Source organism: Sulfuricurvum sp., assembly GCF_028710345.1.
GTDB lineage: Bacteria > Campylobacterota > Campylobacteria > Campylobacterales > Sulfurimonadaceae > Sulfuricurvum.
In genome coordinates this window covers 1-19492 of the sequence record NZ_JAQTUH010000005.1, presented here as the reverse complement: position 1 = coordinate 19492, position 19492 = coordinate 1, and the positions used below count along the sequence as shown (strand labels likewise).

Genomic DNA, 19492 nt, shown 5'->3' with positions numbered 1-19492 from the left:
ACTATCAATTATCACCAGTGTGGAGTGTTATGATGAAAGTGGATAGTAGAAAGTTCTTTATTGCGTTATTGCTCTTTTTCGCTGTAGTATCTGGAATAGGAATTCGAGAATATTACAGTGCTAAATCAGCTCATATTCAAAAAATTCATGATGGTTTAGTGGATGCATCTTCCACCTCTTCTGTTATTATTAATGGTAATCTCATCGATCCATTGCTTTTAAATCAAATCACTCCGGTAGAATACGCAACCTATGTTGAAAATTTGACAAAACTTGCTTATAGCCATCATATGCGCCAAATTTACACAGTTATTTTAGACAGTAATAATACTTTACGATACGGTATTGGCAATATCAGTACATCTTCTGCTAACAAACCGATACAGACTCTTGATTCGATTGTGGAAAATAAAGAGAAATTTTTATCTATTTTAAAAACCAATCAACCTTTATTTGAACTCGATAAAGAGGAAGGTGAACACACTTTTTATGTTCCTCACACCACAACATCAGGTATACACTATCTTATCATTGCCGTTTCAGAACCTGTATCCTTGCAACAGCAATCTCAAACAGCTATCTTCGATACCATAGCCAAATCAATAATCATCTTTTTAGGAAGTTTACCGCTTTTAATCCTCTATCGAAATATGTTATCAGATACCGCCGAGCGTCTAAGTGAAGAGGTAGAGACAACGAATAAGAAGCTTTATGAGACAACCTCAATCTTAGATGATCGTATTGAAGAAAAAACCAAAGAACTTGTGAAAGAGGGATTTCTCGATCCCCTCACCCATTTACCAAATCGCTATCGACTTTTTTATGATATGGATCGAAACCAATATGAAGCTCTTTTTATTATCCATCTCACCAATCTTCAAGAACTTAACCACTTTTTTGGTTCAGCGATTGCTGACTCTCTACGTCAACAGTTTGCATTATTTCTCGCAAAGCTTGGTATTGATGCCTATCGTTTAGGTCGTGATGAATTTGCTATACTTATCAAACATAAAACAGTGCCGACCGATATCAATGCATTTATTGAATCCTTATTTCAATCCCTCAATGAACACCCTTTTAATGTCTTGCATGAAAAAATAACCCTTAATATCCGAATAGGTATAGATACAAATGAGCATCTCTCACTTGCGCATGCCGATGAAGCACTTGCTATCGCTAGCGAAACCGGTGAACCATTCTTTATTTATGATGAAGAAAATGAGCTGGAAATACACCAAAAAGAGCATTTAGATATTGCTTCATCCATACGTGAAGCCTATTATGACGGACGAATTATCTGCTATTATCAACCAATCATTTCGACACAAACCGGTAAAATCCTCGGTTATGAAACATTAGCACGTCTTATTGACAAAGATGCATCAATTCTCACTCCCCATAATTTCTTGCATATTGCTAAAAAAACAGCTCTCTATCCTGAAATTTCACGCGAAGTTATCCGTCAAGCATGTGAAACATTTCAACATCGTCAAGAGGGTTTTTCAATCCATTTATGTTCCTATGATATTACCAATGCCCATACTTTACGCTACATCGAAGAAACTATCGTCATAACCAATACCGCCAAACAGATTATTTTTGAACTCTGTGAAGAGGATATCTACCGTTATTTTTCAGAAATTAGTCTCTTTATTGAACGTATGAAAAAATTAGGGGTAAGAATTTCTGTTGATAATTTCGGGGCAGGCTATTCCAATCTTATGCAACTTCTTCATTTGAATGTTGATTTTATCAAGATTGACGGGTCCTTAATCGCTAAGCTAACTAAGGATCAAAAATACATTAATGCTATTAAATCAATACACCTTTTTTCAGAGAGTTTAGGGGCAATGACCATTGCAGAGAATGTTGAAGATGACGAAACATTTGTTCTTCTCAAATCATTATCACATGTTGAGTATGCTCAAGGATTTTATATCGGTAATCCAGGACATTTAACCTTCTAATCTCTTCTCTTGCCCTAATCGATAGAGTGCGAAATCGTACTTTATCGGATCATCTGGATCGAATTTTTTCAACGCATTCGTAAGCTCTACTGCCGCTTTTAGATCACACTGTTTCCTATGCAAAAGCCCTAAGCGTTTTGAGACATTAAACGTATGAGTATCGAGAGGCATAATCAGCTCACGAGGTGACATTACTTTCCATAACCCCATATCCAAATGATCATATCGTACCATCCATCTCAGATACATCATCCACCGTTTCATCGCTGATGAGTTTTTCGTGATGGGTTTACCGATGAGAAAAGTGTATCCGCTAGAGCGATAGGGATTGAGCTCATAGAGTGTTTCGATGAGACTATTAATCCCCTCTATCACTCCACCCTTTTGGTAGCCATGAGCAAAGTGTTTTTCAACCCCACCAAGTTCTTTTAACCGTTTTAATGTAATGAACCACTGAATAATATCCTCAGAGTTTTGAAAACGGTAATATTTGTTATGCAATACTTCTTGAATAGTGGATTCGTTATGATCAATAATCCTCATATCCAGCGATTGGAGCAACGAAATGATGGCTTTTACATTTCCATACGCAAACAGTGCGCAAGTCAATGCCGAACACTCATCACCCCAATATCGCGCCACCATTAATGGATCAGGTTTATCCTCACACAGTTCATCAGCACAATTACGTAGAACTACTTCAGCTTCTAGACGCTCTTTAATAGTATTCATCGTCCAAGCTGATACAATTTTTTACGCTCGCTTGATCCGGCGATATTGGCTTGGGAACGGTATTTAGCGATAGTTCGACGCACCATCGTGATATTAAACTTTTTCTGTACTAAATCAAGCAATTTCATATCACTGAGCGGTTTTTTATGCGATTCGTTTTTAACCAGTTCTGCCACATACTCTTTGATTGCGGCATTGGAAATATCCTCATCGATGGCGGTGGTAAAAAACTCTTTCATCGCATAGATTCCGCGATCACAGGCAATGTATTTGTTCGCAATAGCACGAGAGATTGTCGATGGGTTATGCCCAAACTCATCAGCAAGCATTTTAAGAGTAAGAGGTTTAATGGCACCGCCAAGAAAAAAGTCGTATTGATATTCAACAATCATAAGCCCTACTTTATACAGCGTTGCTTTACGCATCTCCAATGCATCGACGAGACTTTTAGCCTCTTTGAATTTTTGGGAGATAAAGGAGTGATCAATCCCATAGTCGTTATCAATCGTAATACTCGGATAATATTGATCATTTAGTTTTACCTCGATACCCTCATCCGGATCGTTAAATATCATCAAATCAGGAATTACTTGCTGAGAATCTTCCAAAAAATCGATTGCAGGGGGATTTTTAAAACTTCCGATCACCCGCATCACTTCACTAAAACAGCTCTCTTTATGATAACGGTTTAACGATTCGAGATTGTGACACATCTCGAGGGCTAACGGATAGGCCTCATCACTAATAGAGGCGTGTTCGAGCTGAAATAAAAAAGACTCACTAAGATCACGCGCTCCAACTCCTACCGGTTCTACATGGCGAAATCTATCACGTATTTTTTCGAATTGCTCGATGGTTATCCCATTCGCAGCACAAAATGTTGTATCATCACCCTCGTAATATCCCCCTTCATCGAGGTTTTCACACACATGATGGGCAACAGCTTGAGAAATCGGTGTAGGAAAAAGTGGAGCTTCACACTGCTCATCGAGAACATCATACAAACTTTTATGTTGAACAGTGAGTGCTTCGATCGCTTGCGAATGGGAGTTTTGAACATAGCCATACTGTATTTTTTTTGGGATTTTAGCTTCAAAAGATTCTTCGTAGCCCGATTTGATTTCGATAAGCGGATTGCTCTCGACAAACGGAGCCATCGCTTCACCCAAATCACTTAAACTCGAATGGAGAATCGGGAGCCAATTGCGTAATGTGTTCGAGAGCTTGTTCTTCGCCTCAACCGATGTCTTTACCCGAAGTGCTGCCATGATTTAAAGTTTAAACGATTCGCCCAGATAGTGTTCACGAACATCGCTATTATGAGCAATCTCATCACTGCTCCCCGATGCGAGCAGTTCACCGCTTTTGATAACATAGGCACGATCACATACCGCCAATGTTTCACGAACATTATGATCTGTTATCAGTACCCCTATTCCATACTCGACCAGTTGTTTAATGACGTTTTGAATATCCATTACCGCGATAGGATCAACTCCTGCAAACGGCTCATCGAGGAGTAAAAAACGGGGTTTATTGACCAAAGCGCGGGCAATCTCTGCACGTCGTCGCTCACCGCCGCTGAGATTGATCCCTTTGCGATTTCGGATTGGTTCGATGTTAAACATCTCTAGCAACTCTTCGATCCTTTTTTCTCTCATCTCATTACTCAATTTTCCTGCTTGAGCGGCAATAATCAAATTCTCTTCGACACTCAAATCTTTAAAGATAGAAGCCTCTTGAGGGAGATATCCTATCCCCATTTGTGAACGTTTATGCAGTGGTAATCCAGAGACATTATTCTCGTCAATATAGACATTACCCGAAGTTGCTTCCACCAAACCACATATCATGTAGAATGTAGTCGTTTTACCCGCACCGTTTGGTCCTAAAAGACCTACAACCTCTCCGGTTTTTAACTCCATACTAATACCTCGAACAATCTCATGGTGCTTTATCGTTTTCACCAATGAATCGATCTTTAATGTATGAATTTTATTTTCCATTAACTACCTCATAACATCTAATATTATCTTCGCATTTCGATATTTTTATCACACAATACGCAAATCCTGCCTGCGACAACAGTGAAATTAATTGTTCATCTCCCCACTCGATCAAGTGATATCCCGTACGTTCTAATTCTTCCATCATCCCCAAAGAGATAAATTTTTCAAACCCATAATTGTAGAGATCATAATGAAACAAATCTCCTCCATAGATTTGTTGAAGCGAAAAAGTAGGAGATGTTACTGCATCCTCAAGATTCAAAAATCGGGCAAAATTTTGTGTAAATGTTGTTTTACCACTTGCCAAATCACCTTGCAAAATGACTACACCGCCTTGTGGCAATGTAGTGATGATCTTCTCACATAACTGCGGTAATTGATCACGAGAAAGTTTCATCATAGTTTTGACGACACCGCAATAATCTCTTCGAGTTTACGTTCCGCTTTACCACTTTGTAATCCATCACGTGCAATCTCTAAACCCTCTTGGACATCTCGTGCTTGACCATCAGCGAGAAGTGCGAATGCTGCATTAATCAGTACCATATCCCGCTGTGCATCGGTCGCTTTATTGGCGAAAATATTGCGCATAATCACGGCATTTTGTTCTGCTTCGCCACCGAGTATCGCTTCAAACGGAGCTTTTTTGATCCCATACATCTGTGGATCGATTTCGAAATACTCGATTACATCGTTATGCAAATAACCCGCAGAAGTGACATCGCTGATACTGATTTCATCCATCTTTTCACGTGAGCTCACCACTATCGCCGATTTCATCCCCAGTTCACGCGCCGCTTCCGCCATTTTCGGAACAAACACTTCATCAAAAACACCGAGTAATATTTTCGATAATCCTACCGGATTGGTTAGAGGACCCAATATATTAAAGATGGTCTTTTCAGGAATAGAGCGACGAATCGGCATAATAAATTTCATCGCCGGATGGTGGTATTGGGCAAACAAAAAAGTAAAACCCGTCTCTTGAAGCAACCGTGAACTATTGTCTAAACTCAAATCGAGCTTAACCCCCAAATACTCCAACACGTCTGCGCTTCCCGATTTTGAGGTAATCGAGCGATTACCGTGTTTAGCCACATACGCACCGCATCCCGCCAAGAGGATAGAGACGGTAGAGCTAACGTTAAAACTGCCGCTTTTATCTCCCCCAGTTCCGACGACATCAATCAGTTTCGGTTTGAGTTCAGCAGGAACTTCGAGGATGATAGAGTGTCTACGCATCACTTCAGCGGCGATTGCTATCATCGATGAAGAGGTTGATTCATTGAGTGGAAGAGTTGATAAAAACTCCCGCATCTCCTCGTCATTCATGCGATGCTCAAAAAGTGCTTCAAAATGAGCTTTAGTGGCAATCATACTAGCTCCTTGATATAGAGATTTTGTTGAGATTTAGGAGTCGATTTAAGTGTCGGAATCGCCAACACTTCATAACGAAGAGTTTTTGCCAAATAAACGAGGGTAATGATATCACCGACAGCCACATTCTTAGCGGGTTTTACCGCTTTGTCATTGAGCAGTACCACATCTTCACCAATCATATCTTGGGCAATGGTACGGCGTTTGGTCAGATTAACTGCATTAAGAAATTTATCGATACGCAAAAAGTATTCCATTTGTTGAACTTTAGAAAGTTTATTGTAGAGGAATGAAACTAAAAGAGAGGTAAGAGGGAAAATATTCTTCCTCAACAGCTAACTCTTTTTTTTAAAACTTTGCATAGAACTTTTAATGTATAGTTATAATAGTTTATGAATTATGTAAGGTGTTAGATGTCCCAAACTACAGCACATTGCCAATCATTAGAGAGTGAAGAAGAGGTTATCCTTACCCCTATTGAATACACCAAAATTCTCGACATACAAGAAAAGATTTTTGAACTTATTGCAACTGGCAAGAATGAGCAGATAGTATTATCCACCTTATGCCAAATGGCTGAAAAGTTACTTCCGAACTCTGTTGCCTCTATCATGCTATTGAATCCTGACAACGGATTAATGAGTGTGATATCAGCTCCCTCAATCCCAGAAGTTGGACATAATGCACTAGCAGGTCTTAAACCTGGCACAGGAGGGGGATCATGCGGAAATGCCGTTTTTCATAACGAACCTCAATACGTCAAAGATACCAAAACAGATGCACGCTGGAGTGACCTCAGACATATAGCGTATGATTTTAACCTCTGCTCTTGCTGGTCTATGCCTATTCGAGACAAAAATAGAAAAGCAATCGGGAGTTTTGCCCTCAGCTCTTTTGAACACCGTTCCCCTTCCGGTTTTCACAAGCGTCTTCTTGAGATTTGTGCTTTTATCGTCAATATAGTATTAACGCGTTCATTTTATGAAACTCAGATTGATTCTCATCAAGAAAAATTATTAACATTAGCCTATTACGATCAATTGACTTCCCTCCCTAACCGACAAAAAATTATTCTCGATTTAGAATCCAATAATCCAACGGGATGTGCTATTTTTAACATCGATAACTTTAAAGAGATTAACGATTTTTTCGGTATTAAAGCGGGTGATGCTATTTTGCGTCAACTCAGTGAATGGCTTCAAACTATCTATCCTCATCCTTATCGTATCGGAGGAGATGAATTCGCTGTCCTTTTCAATGATTCATTAGAATGGCATGAAGTGCGTTCACAAATGAATACTATCCTTACTAATCTCGAAGAAAAAGCATTTATCATTGATGATGAGTCCATACATATAGGATTATCAATCGGCATTTCTATTGGAGGTAATAAGCTCCTTACTCATGCTGATATTGCTCTTCATTCAGCTAAAGAGCGCAAAACACCTATTGCCCTCTACAAAGAGCATCACAACGTCGAGCAAACCTATAAAACCAATATTGCCATGGCAGGTTCTATCCGAAAAGCACTCGCTTCAGAACGGATACACTGTTATTTTCAACCTATCGTTAACATCAAGACGGGGAAAATTGATAAATACGAAGCTTTGGTACGGATGAGAGATGAAAACGGAGTACTTATCCTCCCCAATGATTTTTTATCGATTGCAAAAAAAACCAAGCTCTATCCCCAAATTACACGAGAGGTGGTCAAACACTCCTGTCATGTTTTTGAAAATCGTCATGAAGAGTTTTCCATTAATCTCTCAGACAGTGACATACGAAACCCATCCACTGTAAGTGAGATTATCCGAATCATTACCGAAACGAACACAGCTTCTCGCATTGTATTTGAAATTTTGGAGTCTGAGGGGATAGAAAATTACGATGAAGTAACCCACTTTATTACCCAAGTAAAAGCGTTAGGGGCTAAAATCGCTATTGATGATTTTGGAACAGGATACTCAAATTTTGAAAATATCTTAAAATTGGGAGTCGATTATATCAAAATCGACGGTTCACTTATTCGCGGAATAACAACCAACAACCGTCACGCTATCATTATCGATACTATCGTCGATTTTGCTCGTAAAATTGGGGCTGCAACGATTGCCGAATTTGTCAGTGATGAAGCGATTTATGTCGCTGTTCAAGAACATGGGATCGATTATTCCCAAGGATATTACACCGGAAAACCGGAACCGCTTTATTAACTCCCAAATCCGATTTTAAAATATTCCTTTTGTAACATCTAAAATTCAATCTCGAAACAATAATAAATTCTTGATGTCGCTCCATGATTTTCCAATGGAGCGATCATTGTGATACGACTCGATACGTGATGAAAGCTCTTTTTTTTGTTCAGCCGAAAGCTCGTATGAGGATTCAACATAGTCGATCTCATGTTCAACGATAAAGCGCAGTGCTTTGATCATCTCTTCTTGTGAATGTTTAAAAAAATGCTCGATTTTCGGTTCTTGAATAGATAAACTTATCATAATTCAACCCCCTTTTTTTTCTTGTTAAATATTTTATCTTATTTCGGCTAAATGAGAGTAAATTTGCATTTACTTATTTTACCCCGTTCGCCCTGAGCCTGTCGAAGGGTGTGTAGTTCATGGTTCGACAAGCTCACCACGAACGGAAAAGTAAGTTATACAAGATATTTAAGAAGATGTATTTGCATCTATAATTTTGATTCCTAATCTTCGATCAGGAGAAGCACAATCAACTCCTTCAAAACCTATATTTCGACACATCAATTGATTATTACCCATATACTGAACAATAAATTCACTATCATAGGAAATACCTACATTTCTTGAACGTTTTAAAATACATGAAGCAGTTTTTATTTCGCCAATTTCATTTTTAATGGTAATTTTAAGAGTACCAGGCGTATAGCGTCCAGACGTTAAAACATCACACCCACCAATAGAATCATGATTGAAAACGTTTTGATTATGTGGTTTTGATTCTAAAACTCCTGCGCCTATTGGAAGAATTAATTCTTTATCATCATTGACAATTTTTAATATTGTGATATTGCCATCCGAATGATTCTCAATCTCCAATCCATGCCCTTCCCGATTAAAATCATAAAAATAAAAAAATCCAATCAATAGAATTAGACCAGCAAGTATTATCAATAATTTTATTTTCATTTACAACCTCCTTTTATGATAAAACATTTAACTCCCAAACCCGCTCTTAAAATTATCTTTAGCAACAACAATCTGTTTTTGTTTCTCTTTACGCGCCGTATCTTTTTCAACGAAGATTTTTTTGCGGGTGGCAGGATCCATCTCGGTGTAGTACATCACGGCAGAATACGTTCCAGGGGTCGGGGTAAAGACCTGTGCTTGTTCAGGGTTCATCTTTAGCTCATCCGTAGTAAAGCGTTTGAGATCGTGCATATCTTTCTCGGTACATCCCGGATGGGCGGCGATGAGATAGTAGGTCAAGAACTGCTTTTTCCCCTCTTCGCGGTTGAGCTGATCATAGAGCTTTTTAAAATCGACGAGGGTTTGTTTCCCCGGTTTGTTCATGAGGTGGAGGACATGATCGGAGGTGTGTTCGGGGGCGACTTTCATCTGTCCTGAGATGTGGTGGCGCACCATCTCTTTGAGATATTCGTATCCTTGAGCTTTATCCTCGTTTATGAGATCATAACGAACACCCGAAGCGACAAATGCTTTTTTGATTCCGCGTACTTCACGAAGCCGTCGAAGGAGATTGATGACACGGGTGTGATCGACCTTCATGGATTTGCAAAGATGGGTATCATCGACACATCTCTGATGAGCACACGTACCGTGTTTGAGCTTTTTAGTACACTCATAGCCGTACATGTTTGCCGTTGGGCCTCCGACGTCGCTGATGATTCCTTTGAAATCTTTGTACTCGGTAAACTGCGTCGCCTCTTTTAGGATGGACTCCTCACTGCGGGTACGGATAGTACGCCCCTGATGAACGCCGATAGCACAAAAATTACACTCTCCCCAGCACCCTTGATGGGTCATGATAGAAAATTTGATCGTCTCCAGACACTTCACAGCACCTTTGGGTCGATGGTAAGGGTGAAGCTCACGGGTAAAGGGCAATGCAGATACCGCGTCCATTTCGTTCTCATCCAAATAATCGGCGGGAGGGTTTTGGATCGCGTAGCGTCCGTCTACCTCTTGACACAACCCTTTTGCCGAGATGGGGTCATTGTTATCGTAAAACGCATCAAAGAGATCGATGTAGCGCTCTTTATCATCTAAACACTCTTGATGGGATGGAAGTCTCAAATACTCTTCACGTGGCTCTTTCGCAATATAGCATACCCCTCGAATGTTATGGGGAGATTCACCGTTTGACAACGCTTTGGGCAGAGAAACAATCGCCCCCTCCCCCATTCCGTAAATGAGATAATCGGCTTTGGAATCAAAGAGTATCGGTTTACGCAGTTTGTTCGTCCAGTAGTCATAATGGGTAACACGGCGTAAACTCGCCTCGATACCTCCGAGGACGATAGGGACGGTGTTTTTGAAATATTTGCGGATTAGGTTGGTGTAAACCAACGTCGCACGATCGGGTCGTGCATTATTGACACCACCGGGGGTATAGTCATCGCTGTTGCGGAATTTTTTGGTCGCGGTATAGTTGGAGACCATCGAATCGACGCTCCCGCCGCTCACCCCCCAAAAGAGTTTCGGCTCACCCAAGCGCATTACATCATCGGTAGTGATATCAGGCTGTCCGATAATCCCGACACGATACCCCTCCCGCTCCAATATACGCCCCACGACCGCAACCCCGATAAAAGGTGAATCGATATAGGCATCACCACTTATAAGAATTACATCGCATTGTTCCCATCCGCGTGAGTCCATTTCGGCACGGGTGGTGGGTAGGTAACGGAGGGTTTCGGGGGTTATGGTTTTCATAATCGAAGTGTACGCTCATATCACTTACAGTGCGCTATGGTATAATCTGTAATTCATACATTTTAAAGGACACTTTATGGTCGAACAAGGCAATATTTTTATACTTCTCGCGGTTGTAGCAGTTTTCGCATTCGTCCTCACCCGTAAGAAAAAAACTGATTAATTCAATTATAACATTGCTACCGGAGCGACAAATGAGCCTTGGAAGTTATTTAGCCCTATCTGACGAAGCTCTTCCATTTGTTCTGTGTTTTCAATCATAATTGCAATGATAGAAATCCCTAAACTTTTTGCAAGATTATGAAAACTCTCTCGTGAGTTGCCGTTTTCTTTATCGATCATCATATCACTCAAATACGATCCATTGGATTTAACATAATCGGGACGAATCACTTGCAAATACCCTGCCCCACTCTCTGGAATAGCAAAATGGTCAATACCAAAACGGTGACCAAAACTTTTAACCAACATACTGATATTTTTAACCGCATCTATCTCAGAAAGTGCTATTGAATTACTCACCTCAAACCACAATGGGGTCGTATTGGTTTTAGCAAAAGCACTTAATTGTTCTTTGAGCCATTCCATATTGGTATATTTGGTAACAAAATCACTACTAAGATTAAGAGCCATAGAAACTGTTGAGCCATCATCCTTTAGATGTTTAAGCACTTTTGAGATCATATATCGATCAAGCTGTTCTACAAGTCCAAGACTGGTTGCAACCGGAATGAAATATCCTGCCGAGTGAATTACCCCCTCACGATCAAGAAGTCGTAGGAATATCTCTTCATGTAATACAGTTGACGCATCATTATGGAAACTAACAACACTTTGAAATGCCAATAACATTCGGGACTCTTCCAATGATAATAACAGTTCTTGACGCCACTCTTCACGACCGAGAACCAAAGCATATTCCTCTTCATGAGCAATATCAATCGTAAAATTTGCTCGTAATTTTGCATGAGTAACCGAATAATCAGCGCGTGAGAATAGTGATTTAAGGGTATCTTTTTCACTGTAATTTCCGAGTGCACATCCGAAAATAAGATATTCCGAAGATCCTTCATACTCTTTATACAGCTGCTCTTTTAGCTGTTCCATCACAGCACTCATACCCTTATGAATTTCGTTCAAACTTTGTGCTGGAAGAACCACAAAAAAATCACTCTCATTCAGTCGTGCAATCATCGATGAGGGACTCTGTGAAAATTGACTATTCAATTCGTTTGAAAAATCAATCATCAGATGATGATACGCTTCATAACCAAACTCTTTTTTAAAGTGATCCAACTCATCAAAACTGCACAATGCATACATACCGACACAATTAGAGGTATCGGCTTGGAGATAATCGGGGAGTTTCGAGACAACATAGCGACGATTATAGAGTTTCGTCTCGCTGTCTTTGTAGAGCAATTCATGATAACGTCGAAGTGTTTCATTTTCACGTTCAAAAATATCTTTAACCTTACCTACCATTGCATTCATAGCAACCGTTACAGAACGAAATTCCGTCGTAAACGGGATTTTCTCTTCAAAAATAAACTGATTGTCTATAATCGCTTTGGCCTGATCTTTTATCCGTTTGAGTGATTTTAAGCTAAAGCTGAGAAGGATATAGAGAAAAGCAAAAACAACGATACCCATCATACAAAAAGTTTCAATAAGGTTGATCAATGTCGAGTACAATTGACGATAAGCATTTCCCGTATGACCGCTAACGTGTAATGTCCCAAATTGACTCCAACCTATCATAATATTACTGGTTGCACTCGCATTCTCAATTTTTACTGCCGAAATAAACCATTGCGGTACATCACTCACGAGCATATCGTTATGACGTTCATACACCACTTTGCCATCCAAATCATCCAGTTCTATACTTTGATAATACCCGCTGTCGAAAATCGCATTAATCATCGTCTCCATGCTTGATGGATCATTTGGATCAGCTACTTTTGAGAGCGAAAGTCCTAATGAATGTGCCGTATTTTTAGCATCTGTATAGAGCTGATTTTGGATAAATTCACTCGCCGTTTTAAAGTTCAGTACCATAACCGAAGCGAGTATAATCCCTAAAAACAGCGTCAACATAATGGCAAGTTGTTTAAATAAGCTCATGATTTATTCCTTTTGTTGTGTGATTGTAAGTTCGTTCCACGGACGTTTTTGCTCCCCTGAAGCAGGTACGAGTTTTCCGATTTGGGCTTGTTTGGCAGAAAAAAGCTCATCGCCGCTAAAACTGTATATCGGTACCAAATCATTACGTGCCGATGCAGGGAGAATCTTGTAATTGTAGTTATCCAAGACCAAAGGGACAGATTTAGGGGTTTCATAATAGGTAAGCACTAAATGAGCAGTTCGATAACGTAACGATTTAGCATACGTCATGTAAAGCTTTTTGGGTGAAACACCCAGTTCTTTAAGGGTAAAATATTTAGCGATAACATAGTCTTCGCAATCAGCTTTATCACGACCGATAAATTCTAACCGTGTTGCCCAGTAATCACTTACCCCCCATGTTGTTTGATCCGATGCATAGGGTGTACGATTAAAAAATTCATTAACACTTTCAAGCTTATTCATCTCATCAGCATCTCTGACACTGTTCATCATAGCCACTAAAGATACCGCACGACGAAGGGCAAATGCACCATACTCTTTTTCGATTTTATCCAAAAAAGGTTTAGCAATAAAAAATTCGGGAGAGCTAATGAGGGTAGCGGTCAAAACCGCCAAAACGATGAAAAGGGTAAATCTCTTTTTCATACCCTTATTCTATCGAAATTTTACACAAGATGTTGATCGATTGTTTGTTCAACTTTAACGGTAACAGTTGGATCACTATGATTTTGGTAAATATTTACATCATGAGAAATATTATCTTTATCAAGAACCGTTCCTGTACCTGATTTATACCAATCGCTGTGTGTTGCATTCGTTTGTAACGTTACTTGATCACCCATATCACCGAGTATGACTAGTTCACTCGATGGTTGAACTGTATGCGCAGTATCTTGAGTAATATCAAGAACATCTTGCAACGTTAGATTTGTTAATTTATGATCACCATTTGGTTTAAGATCGATGATTTCAACTTGATGCATAGTATCATTAGAAGTATTAAGCAAACTGAAATCAATCGACGTTCCACTCGCAAGTAGGATTGTATCCATGCCGCTTCCACCATCGATCATTGTATCTGCTGCATCATATGTGATGGTATCATTTCCGGCACCTGCATCGATACTATCGGCTCCAGTGCCTCCATCAATGATATCGTTACCATCACCACCATAGATGCTATCTATTCCTGCACCACCGTTAATGGTATCATTGCCCGCATCTCCATAAAGAGTATCATTACCATCTCCACCGTTGATAATGTCATGACCGGTGCCGCCATGGATTGTATCATCACCAGAAAGACCAGATATGGAATCATTACCTGTACTACCTGTGATAGTATCATTTCCACTGGTTCCGGTATACTCATTCGATACAATATTAAGATGTAACATTGCCGATGATTGATCACCCGTACTGTCTGTTAACGTATAGGTAACATCCGTTCCATCGACAGCCGTTGCAGTAGCGTTATTCGTAATCGATTGAAATTTAATGCTACTAAACGTTGTACTAATAGTAGTATCCGATGCTGCTGTAACGACGATTTTCCCAATATTACTATAGGTTGGATCAGTTGTAAATGTTGCGGCTGCACTACTGGTTTGTCCTAATAACGCCCCATCAATACCATAAATGGTATAGGTAAACGTATCTGCACGTGACGCAGTCAAAGTGACATTTGTTACTCCGGCTGCATACGTTGCTTGATTAAAATTAATCACCAACGACTCTAGTGTATCAACACCAACCACATTTCCGGTAACTCCTGCACCCGCGGCTTGATAGGTTACACTCGCAGTAGTTGGATCGGCATAAGTGACACTTTTTACTTGAATAGCTGCTGTTGTTGCTTGAACAGAAACAGATCCAACATTTGAATAACCTGCTAGTGAAATCGTTTGTGTCCCTGCTGCCACTGCAACAGTAGTGTTACCTAAGAATACACCACTCGTATTGTAAACATTATAAACTACATTTCCTGCTGTAGCGACAGTCAATGTTATTACAGGATCATTCACACCCTGCACAAATTTTGCTGTACTAAAACTAATCGTCAGTGCTTCATTTTTATCAATTGCTGTTGTACTATCTGTTGTTGTTCCTGTCGAATCAATTCTAGCTCCAGCAGTAGCATAAGACAATGTTGCAGCTGTTCCACCGAGATAATCTTTTGCACTTAAAGTCACCCCTGCTGTTGAAGCAGTAGCAACGGTAGTCGTCGATGTAAAGGATTGTGTAGCAGTGGTATGAGCTACCGTATCGACTGCTGTTAAACCTTGTAATGTTAATCCTCCAGCAGTCACATTTGCCAAACTGGTTAGATTAACCGTTTGCAATGCAGCTAGCGTTTGTGTTGGAACGTCCACTGTCGGCGGTGTATATTTATAATAACCATCGGTATTGAATACCAGTTGCTGTCCACCGCTTGTCGCATTCCATGTTAACTGACCATTTGTAATAGTATATGTATATCCTGTTCCACTGCCACTACTATTTGCTGCGGTAAAGGTGCTTCCACTCCAAGACCCAAGGGTGTAATTTACTCCATGGAAGTTAATCGATGTTACCACAGCATTGTCGATAATATGGTCAACTCCAACTCCTTGCGCTGTAAACTGTGTTACTTGATTACCAAGACTCAATCCTCCATCAGTCCCTTCACCCGTTACCACATTTCCAGTAAGAGAAGTATTTTTTGCAAATAAAGTATCGCTATCATTATTCGCGATAGGTTTACCATTAACAATATCAATAGTTTGATAGGTTGATGTTGTATCACCATCATTATCAGTAACGATAAAGTTTAGATTAAATGTTGTTCCTGCTGAAGCAGTCCCTTGTGTATAAACCGTATAATCACCGGTAGTAAAGTTAAAGACAACAGAACCATGTGTAAATCCATTAGCACTTCCAAGTATCATCGAAGAAGCGGTTAAAGTGCTCCAACCGGTTATCGTACTATGATCACTCGTAATTACCCCTGTCGTTTTATTATAAGTAAATGCAACATCGGTATCAGCTATACCATCACCGTTACTATCAAGCGACAATGTCATTTTCGAAATATATCCGCCATCTGCACCGTAGGTTACTGTTTGATGTCCTGATGCTTCCAATACATTCCCTCCGAATGACGGTGGAACGGTTGAAAGCAATGTCGATTCAAGAGAACTGAGTTCTGGAACCATAATAGCCGGATCTACTACGCCATCCCCTAACGAATCAACATTATGGATTAGATTTAATTTGGATGCATCGGTAATCCCTGTCCCGATTCCCACTGCATACGATGTAATATTATTCGTTGCAGCCCATGTGTTGTATGCAACTTCCGGTGCAGTAGTCATATCACCTCTAGTGGGTGCCCCATCCGATACAAAATAAACAATATTATCTTTTCCTGCGACACCCGTTCCCATGGCAGTTTGTGCTTTTGCCAATGCCGATTGGTAATCGGTCATCATACCAAACACACTGCTATATGCAGTATTAACAGTACTCGTAGCAGCTGTAGCCGTAACCGTTGTCGTTGCGACACCATCAATGGCAGTCGAAATAGCTGCATAAGAGGTATAAGCAGCTCCACCATTAAGAAGAATACTATCATTCGCCAAACTTGCAGTGTTATTTCCTGCGAATAAAACAACTTTAATTGCTATATCCGATGTTTGTGAAAAATATTCGGCTGCAAGCGATTTGAGTGCACTTTGTGCCATTTGCATACGAGTACTGTAGTTACCATTTCCATCTTTTACCTCACCACCGTTTACTGCATTTAACATACTTCCTGAACAATCTAGGACAAGGACAATATTATAAGACGGCAATGTACTTTCTGGGATAATGACTGTCCCTGGTGTTGCTGATGGTGTATCATCATGGATAACCATGTTAAGTATTGCGCTCCCCCCTGCTGTTTTCGTTGCTGTAAATATTTCTGTATAATCGGTAGATGTTGCGCCAGCTTGCGTACTATTATTAACTGCATGATCCAATGTATAGGTATAAGAACCTGTATTATTAACAACTAAATGACCGTACGTGGTTGTAATCGTCGTATTACTTGCTGTAAGTGTATAGGTTATTCCATTCACAACGATATTTGTGATAGAACCCAATGCACCCGTTTGTACTATCGGAGTGTATGCATCACTTGCCATTGAGCCGGAAGACAAGCCAGATTCATAAACATTTTGAATAACCGTGCCTGCTGCGTATGAGCCTAAGGTTACTGTTCCTGTTGACGTATCGCCATTATCATCAGTCAAGGTATATTGGAAAGTTCCTGTTCCAACCGATGATGGGGTAAAGGTATAGGTACCATTACCATTATCGACTAATGTTCCATTTGGAGTAGTAATATTTGTGATACCTGTCAATTTAGCATGGTCAATGAGAGTATCATTAGACAACAACTGTGCCGCTGTAATAGTAATTGGTGTACCAATCGTTGTATAGAAAGCATCATTAATGGTAATCGATGTTCCATCATTCACTGGTGCGACATTAATAGTTCCTAAAACTGTCGAAGAAGATGCCCCTTCATTATCTACTGCATTAAAATTAAAAGTAGTAGCACCATTCCAATTACTATCAGGCATAAAATACAATGTCAATGCATTGCCGGTTGCCGTTAATGCAGTATTGCCTGGTGCAAGTTGTGTCATAGCAGCATCTAAATAGAGTAAACCGTTAAGTGGCTGACTGTTAAGTACAAAACTTGCTACTGTACCATTGGCATCATTAGCAGTTAACGTAATTGGGATTACACTATCTTCATTTCCGCTAACAGTCACAGGAAGAGTTGTTGGTACACTATTTTTATGAACAACAACAATATCAAAAGTTGCTGAAGCTGAAGCATTAGAGCTATTAGATGTTTCTGTAGCCGTAGCCGTAGCCGTCAATGTCACAGTACCGCTACTACTATTCATAGGTACATCTAATTGTAATGCAGCTAAATTCCAACCTGTTACGGTGGCAGTTGTTGAACCCGTAGTTGCTGTAAAGGTATTAGTTCCATCCGTAATTGTATATCCAGCAGGAATTCCACTAATTTTTGTAACCAATGTTTCTGATAAATCAGTATCAGTCAATGCAGATGCAACATTCAAGCTAACTGTACTGTTGTCGTTTGTTGTCACCGTTGAAGTTGAGGCTGACAATTTTTCAAACGAAATTGAGTGAATCAAATAGTCATCACCCACAGCAGGAGTAGTAAATACAACTTCGTTAAAAGATACGCCGCTAGATGGAGATAGAGTCTTGGCTGGATCAGCACCGTCAAAACCTCCGTAATAAGTACTTGTTCCGACCAACACATGATTCCCGCTGTAGAATTGAACTTCTACTGTTTCGTGATTATTTTGCCATGCAAATGAAACATCAATAGAGGATACAGAATTACTAAATTTTACATCAATAGATTCTGCTTTATTAAGAGTAGTATCATATTGAATTTCAGTAGAATCACCTTTAGCATTTGCTCCTGTAGCTACACCATTTACATCCCCTGCTACCCCAAATCCTGATGGATCGGTTGTATGAGTACTGATTCCATTAACCAAAGCAGTTCCATTAGCATCATATGCCGTTATTGTAAAGCCGTTATTGGTAGTTGATGCATTTGTAACATCGATGGTTTGCGTTATGTATGCACTTCCATTAATACTGACTGTCGGTGTATCGGCAACAGCAGTCACAGAAACATTTAATGTACTTGTTGCAGTCATGGTACCATCAGAAACAGTGTATGTTGCTGTCGGCACGGTACCACTCCAGTTTGTAACCGGAGTAAAAGTATAGTCACCTGTACTATTTATGACAAGTTTTCCAACACCAGCTAAATCCGCAGTTGCACCAGCAGTATAAGTTAAACCATTGATAATAAATTGAGTAACACTTAGTGTAGTACCACTATCTGGGTCAGTATCATTCGTTAAAACGTTACCGGTAGCTGAATTATCTTCCAATACTGTATTTGAATCAGCAAACGGAGTAGGAACATGATCAACATTGGTAATAGTTCCTGTTCCTCCTTTTGATACACTGTTAGCTGTTGCAGTCAATGTATAAGTTTCTGTAGATTCATTCACATAATCAGCAACCGTACTCACTTGTACCAAGAACGAGGTTGCGTTTGCAGGGACGGTTGCGGTTGATCCTGCAAGGGTTGTATAGGTCACTCCTCCATCATAGCTGACGCTGTACGTTGTACCGGTATCGGTTCCAACGGTTGCGGTGCCATTAGAGAGAGCAAGGTTTACGGTTGTTGCTGTGGTGCTTGCGTTAGAGAGGTTGATCGTAAAGGTATTAGCACTACCTTCTGCGATGCTATCGC

The 19492-nt window shown here is 40.0% G+C and carries 14 protein-coding genes; 2 read left to right on the top strand and 12 right to left on the bottom strand.

Translation table 11 applies throughout. The features are described from left to right. Nucleotides 1-29: 29 nt before the first annotated feature. Nucleotides 30-1967, top strand: coding sequence for an EAL domain-containing protein (locus PHC76_RS07670; protein WP_300209917.1), 1938 nt, complete (start codon nt 30-32; stop codon nt 1965-1967). Here the strand turns inward: PHC76_RS07670 and PHC76_RS07665 are convergent. The 6 genes from PHC76_RS07665 to PHC76_RS07640 are packed head-to-tail and all read right to left on the bottom strand — an operon-like array spanning nt 1956 to nt 6330. Beyond that, entirely contained in the window at nt 1956-2699 is a 744-nt protein-coding gene (locus PHC76_RS07665) for a TIGR02757 family protein (protein ID WP_299974652.1), read from the bottom strand. The genes PHC76_RS07670 and PHC76_RS07665 overlap by 12 nt on opposite strands. Further along, nucleotides 2696-3967: an RNA polymerase factor sigma-54 gene (locus tag PHC76_RS07660; RefSeq protein WP_299974650.1), complete on the bottom strand. Its 1272-nt coding sequence runs from the start codon at nt 3965-3967 to the stop codon at nt 2696-2698. The genes PHC76_RS07665 and PHC76_RS07660 overlap by 4 nt, the downstream gene beginning before the upstream one ends. Before the next feature lie 3 nt (nt 3968-3970). Then, on the bottom strand, nt 3971-4693 hold the full coding sequence (lptB, locus tag PHC76_RS07655; protein ID WP_299974672.1) for an LPS export ABC transporter ATP-binding protein: 723 nt from the start codon (nt 4691-4693) through the stop codon (nt 3971-3973). A gap of 1 nt (nt 4694) precedes the next feature. Further along, nucleotides 4695-5105, bottom strand: coding sequence for a tRNA (adenosine(37)-N6)-threonylcarbamoyltransferase complex ATPase subunit type 1 TsaE (tsaE, locus tag PHC76_RS07650; protein ID WP_299974648.1), 411 nt, complete (start codon nt 5103-5105; stop codon nt 4695-4697). Further along, nucleotides 5105-6085: an anthranilate phosphoribosyltransferase gene (trpD, locus tag PHC76_RS07645; RefSeq protein ID WP_299974646.1), complete on the bottom strand. Its 981-nt coding sequence runs from the start codon at nt 6083-6085 to the stop codon at nt 5105-5107. The genes tsaE and trpD overlap by 1 nt, the downstream gene beginning before the upstream one ends. Beyond that, complete coding sequence (locus tag PHC76_RS07640; RefSeq protein ID WP_299974669.1) at nt 6082-6330, bottom strand: RNA-binding S4 domain-containing protein; 249 nt, start codon at nt 6328-6330, stop codon at nt 6082-6084. The genes trpD and PHC76_RS07640 overlap by 4 nt, the downstream gene beginning before the upstream one ends. A 168-nt stretch (nt 6331-6498) precedes the next feature. On the opposite strand from PHC76_RS07640, the gene PHC76_RS07635 reads away from it, so the two are divergent. Then, nucleotides 6499-8298 (top strand): GGDEF domain-containing protein, encoded by a 1800-nt coding sequence (locus PHC76_RS07635; RefSeq protein WP_299974644.1) that lies wholly within the window; start codon nt 6499-6501, stop codon nt 8296-8298. Between the two features lie 45 nt (nt 8299-8343). On the opposite strand, the gene PHC76_RS07630 is transcribed toward PHC76_RS07635, so the two are convergent. The 6 genes from PHC76_RS07630 to PHC76_RS07605 form a co-directional block, all read right to left on the bottom strand. Then, entirely contained in the window at nt 8344-8583 is a 240-nt protein-coding gene (locus PHC76_RS07630) for an addiction module protein (RefSeq protein ID WP_299974642.1), read from the bottom strand. 168 nt (nt 8584-8751) lie between these two features. Further along, entirely contained in the window at nt 8752-9249 is a 498-nt protein-coding gene (locus PHC76_RS07625; protein ID WP_299974640.1) for a hypothetical protein, read from the bottom strand. A gap of 27 nt (nt 9250-9276) precedes the next feature. Beyond that, nucleotides 9277-11016, bottom strand: coding sequence for a YgiQ family radical SAM protein (locus PHC76_RS07620; protein ID WP_300209915.1), 1740 nt, complete (start codon nt 11014-11016; stop codon nt 9277-9279). 168 nt (nt 11017-11184) lie between these two features. After that, nucleotides 11185-13143, bottom strand: a complete 1959-nt coding sequence (locus tag PHC76_RS07615; RefSeq protein WP_300209913.1) for a LapD/MoxY N-terminal periplasmic domain-containing protein — start codon at nt 13141-13143, stop codon at nt 11185-11187. A 3-nt stretch (nt 13144-13146) separates the two neighbouring features. Beyond that, nucleotides 13147-13791, bottom strand: coding sequence for a transglutaminase-like cysteine peptidase (locus PHC76_RS07610; protein WP_300209911.1), 645 nt, complete (start codon nt 13789-13791; stop codon nt 13147-13149). A gap of 20 nt (nt 13792-13811) precedes the next feature. Further along, on the bottom strand, nt 13812-19492 hold a 5681-nt coding region (locus PHC76_RS07605; RefSeq protein WP_300209910.1), incomplete at its 5' end, for a cadherin-like domain-containing protein.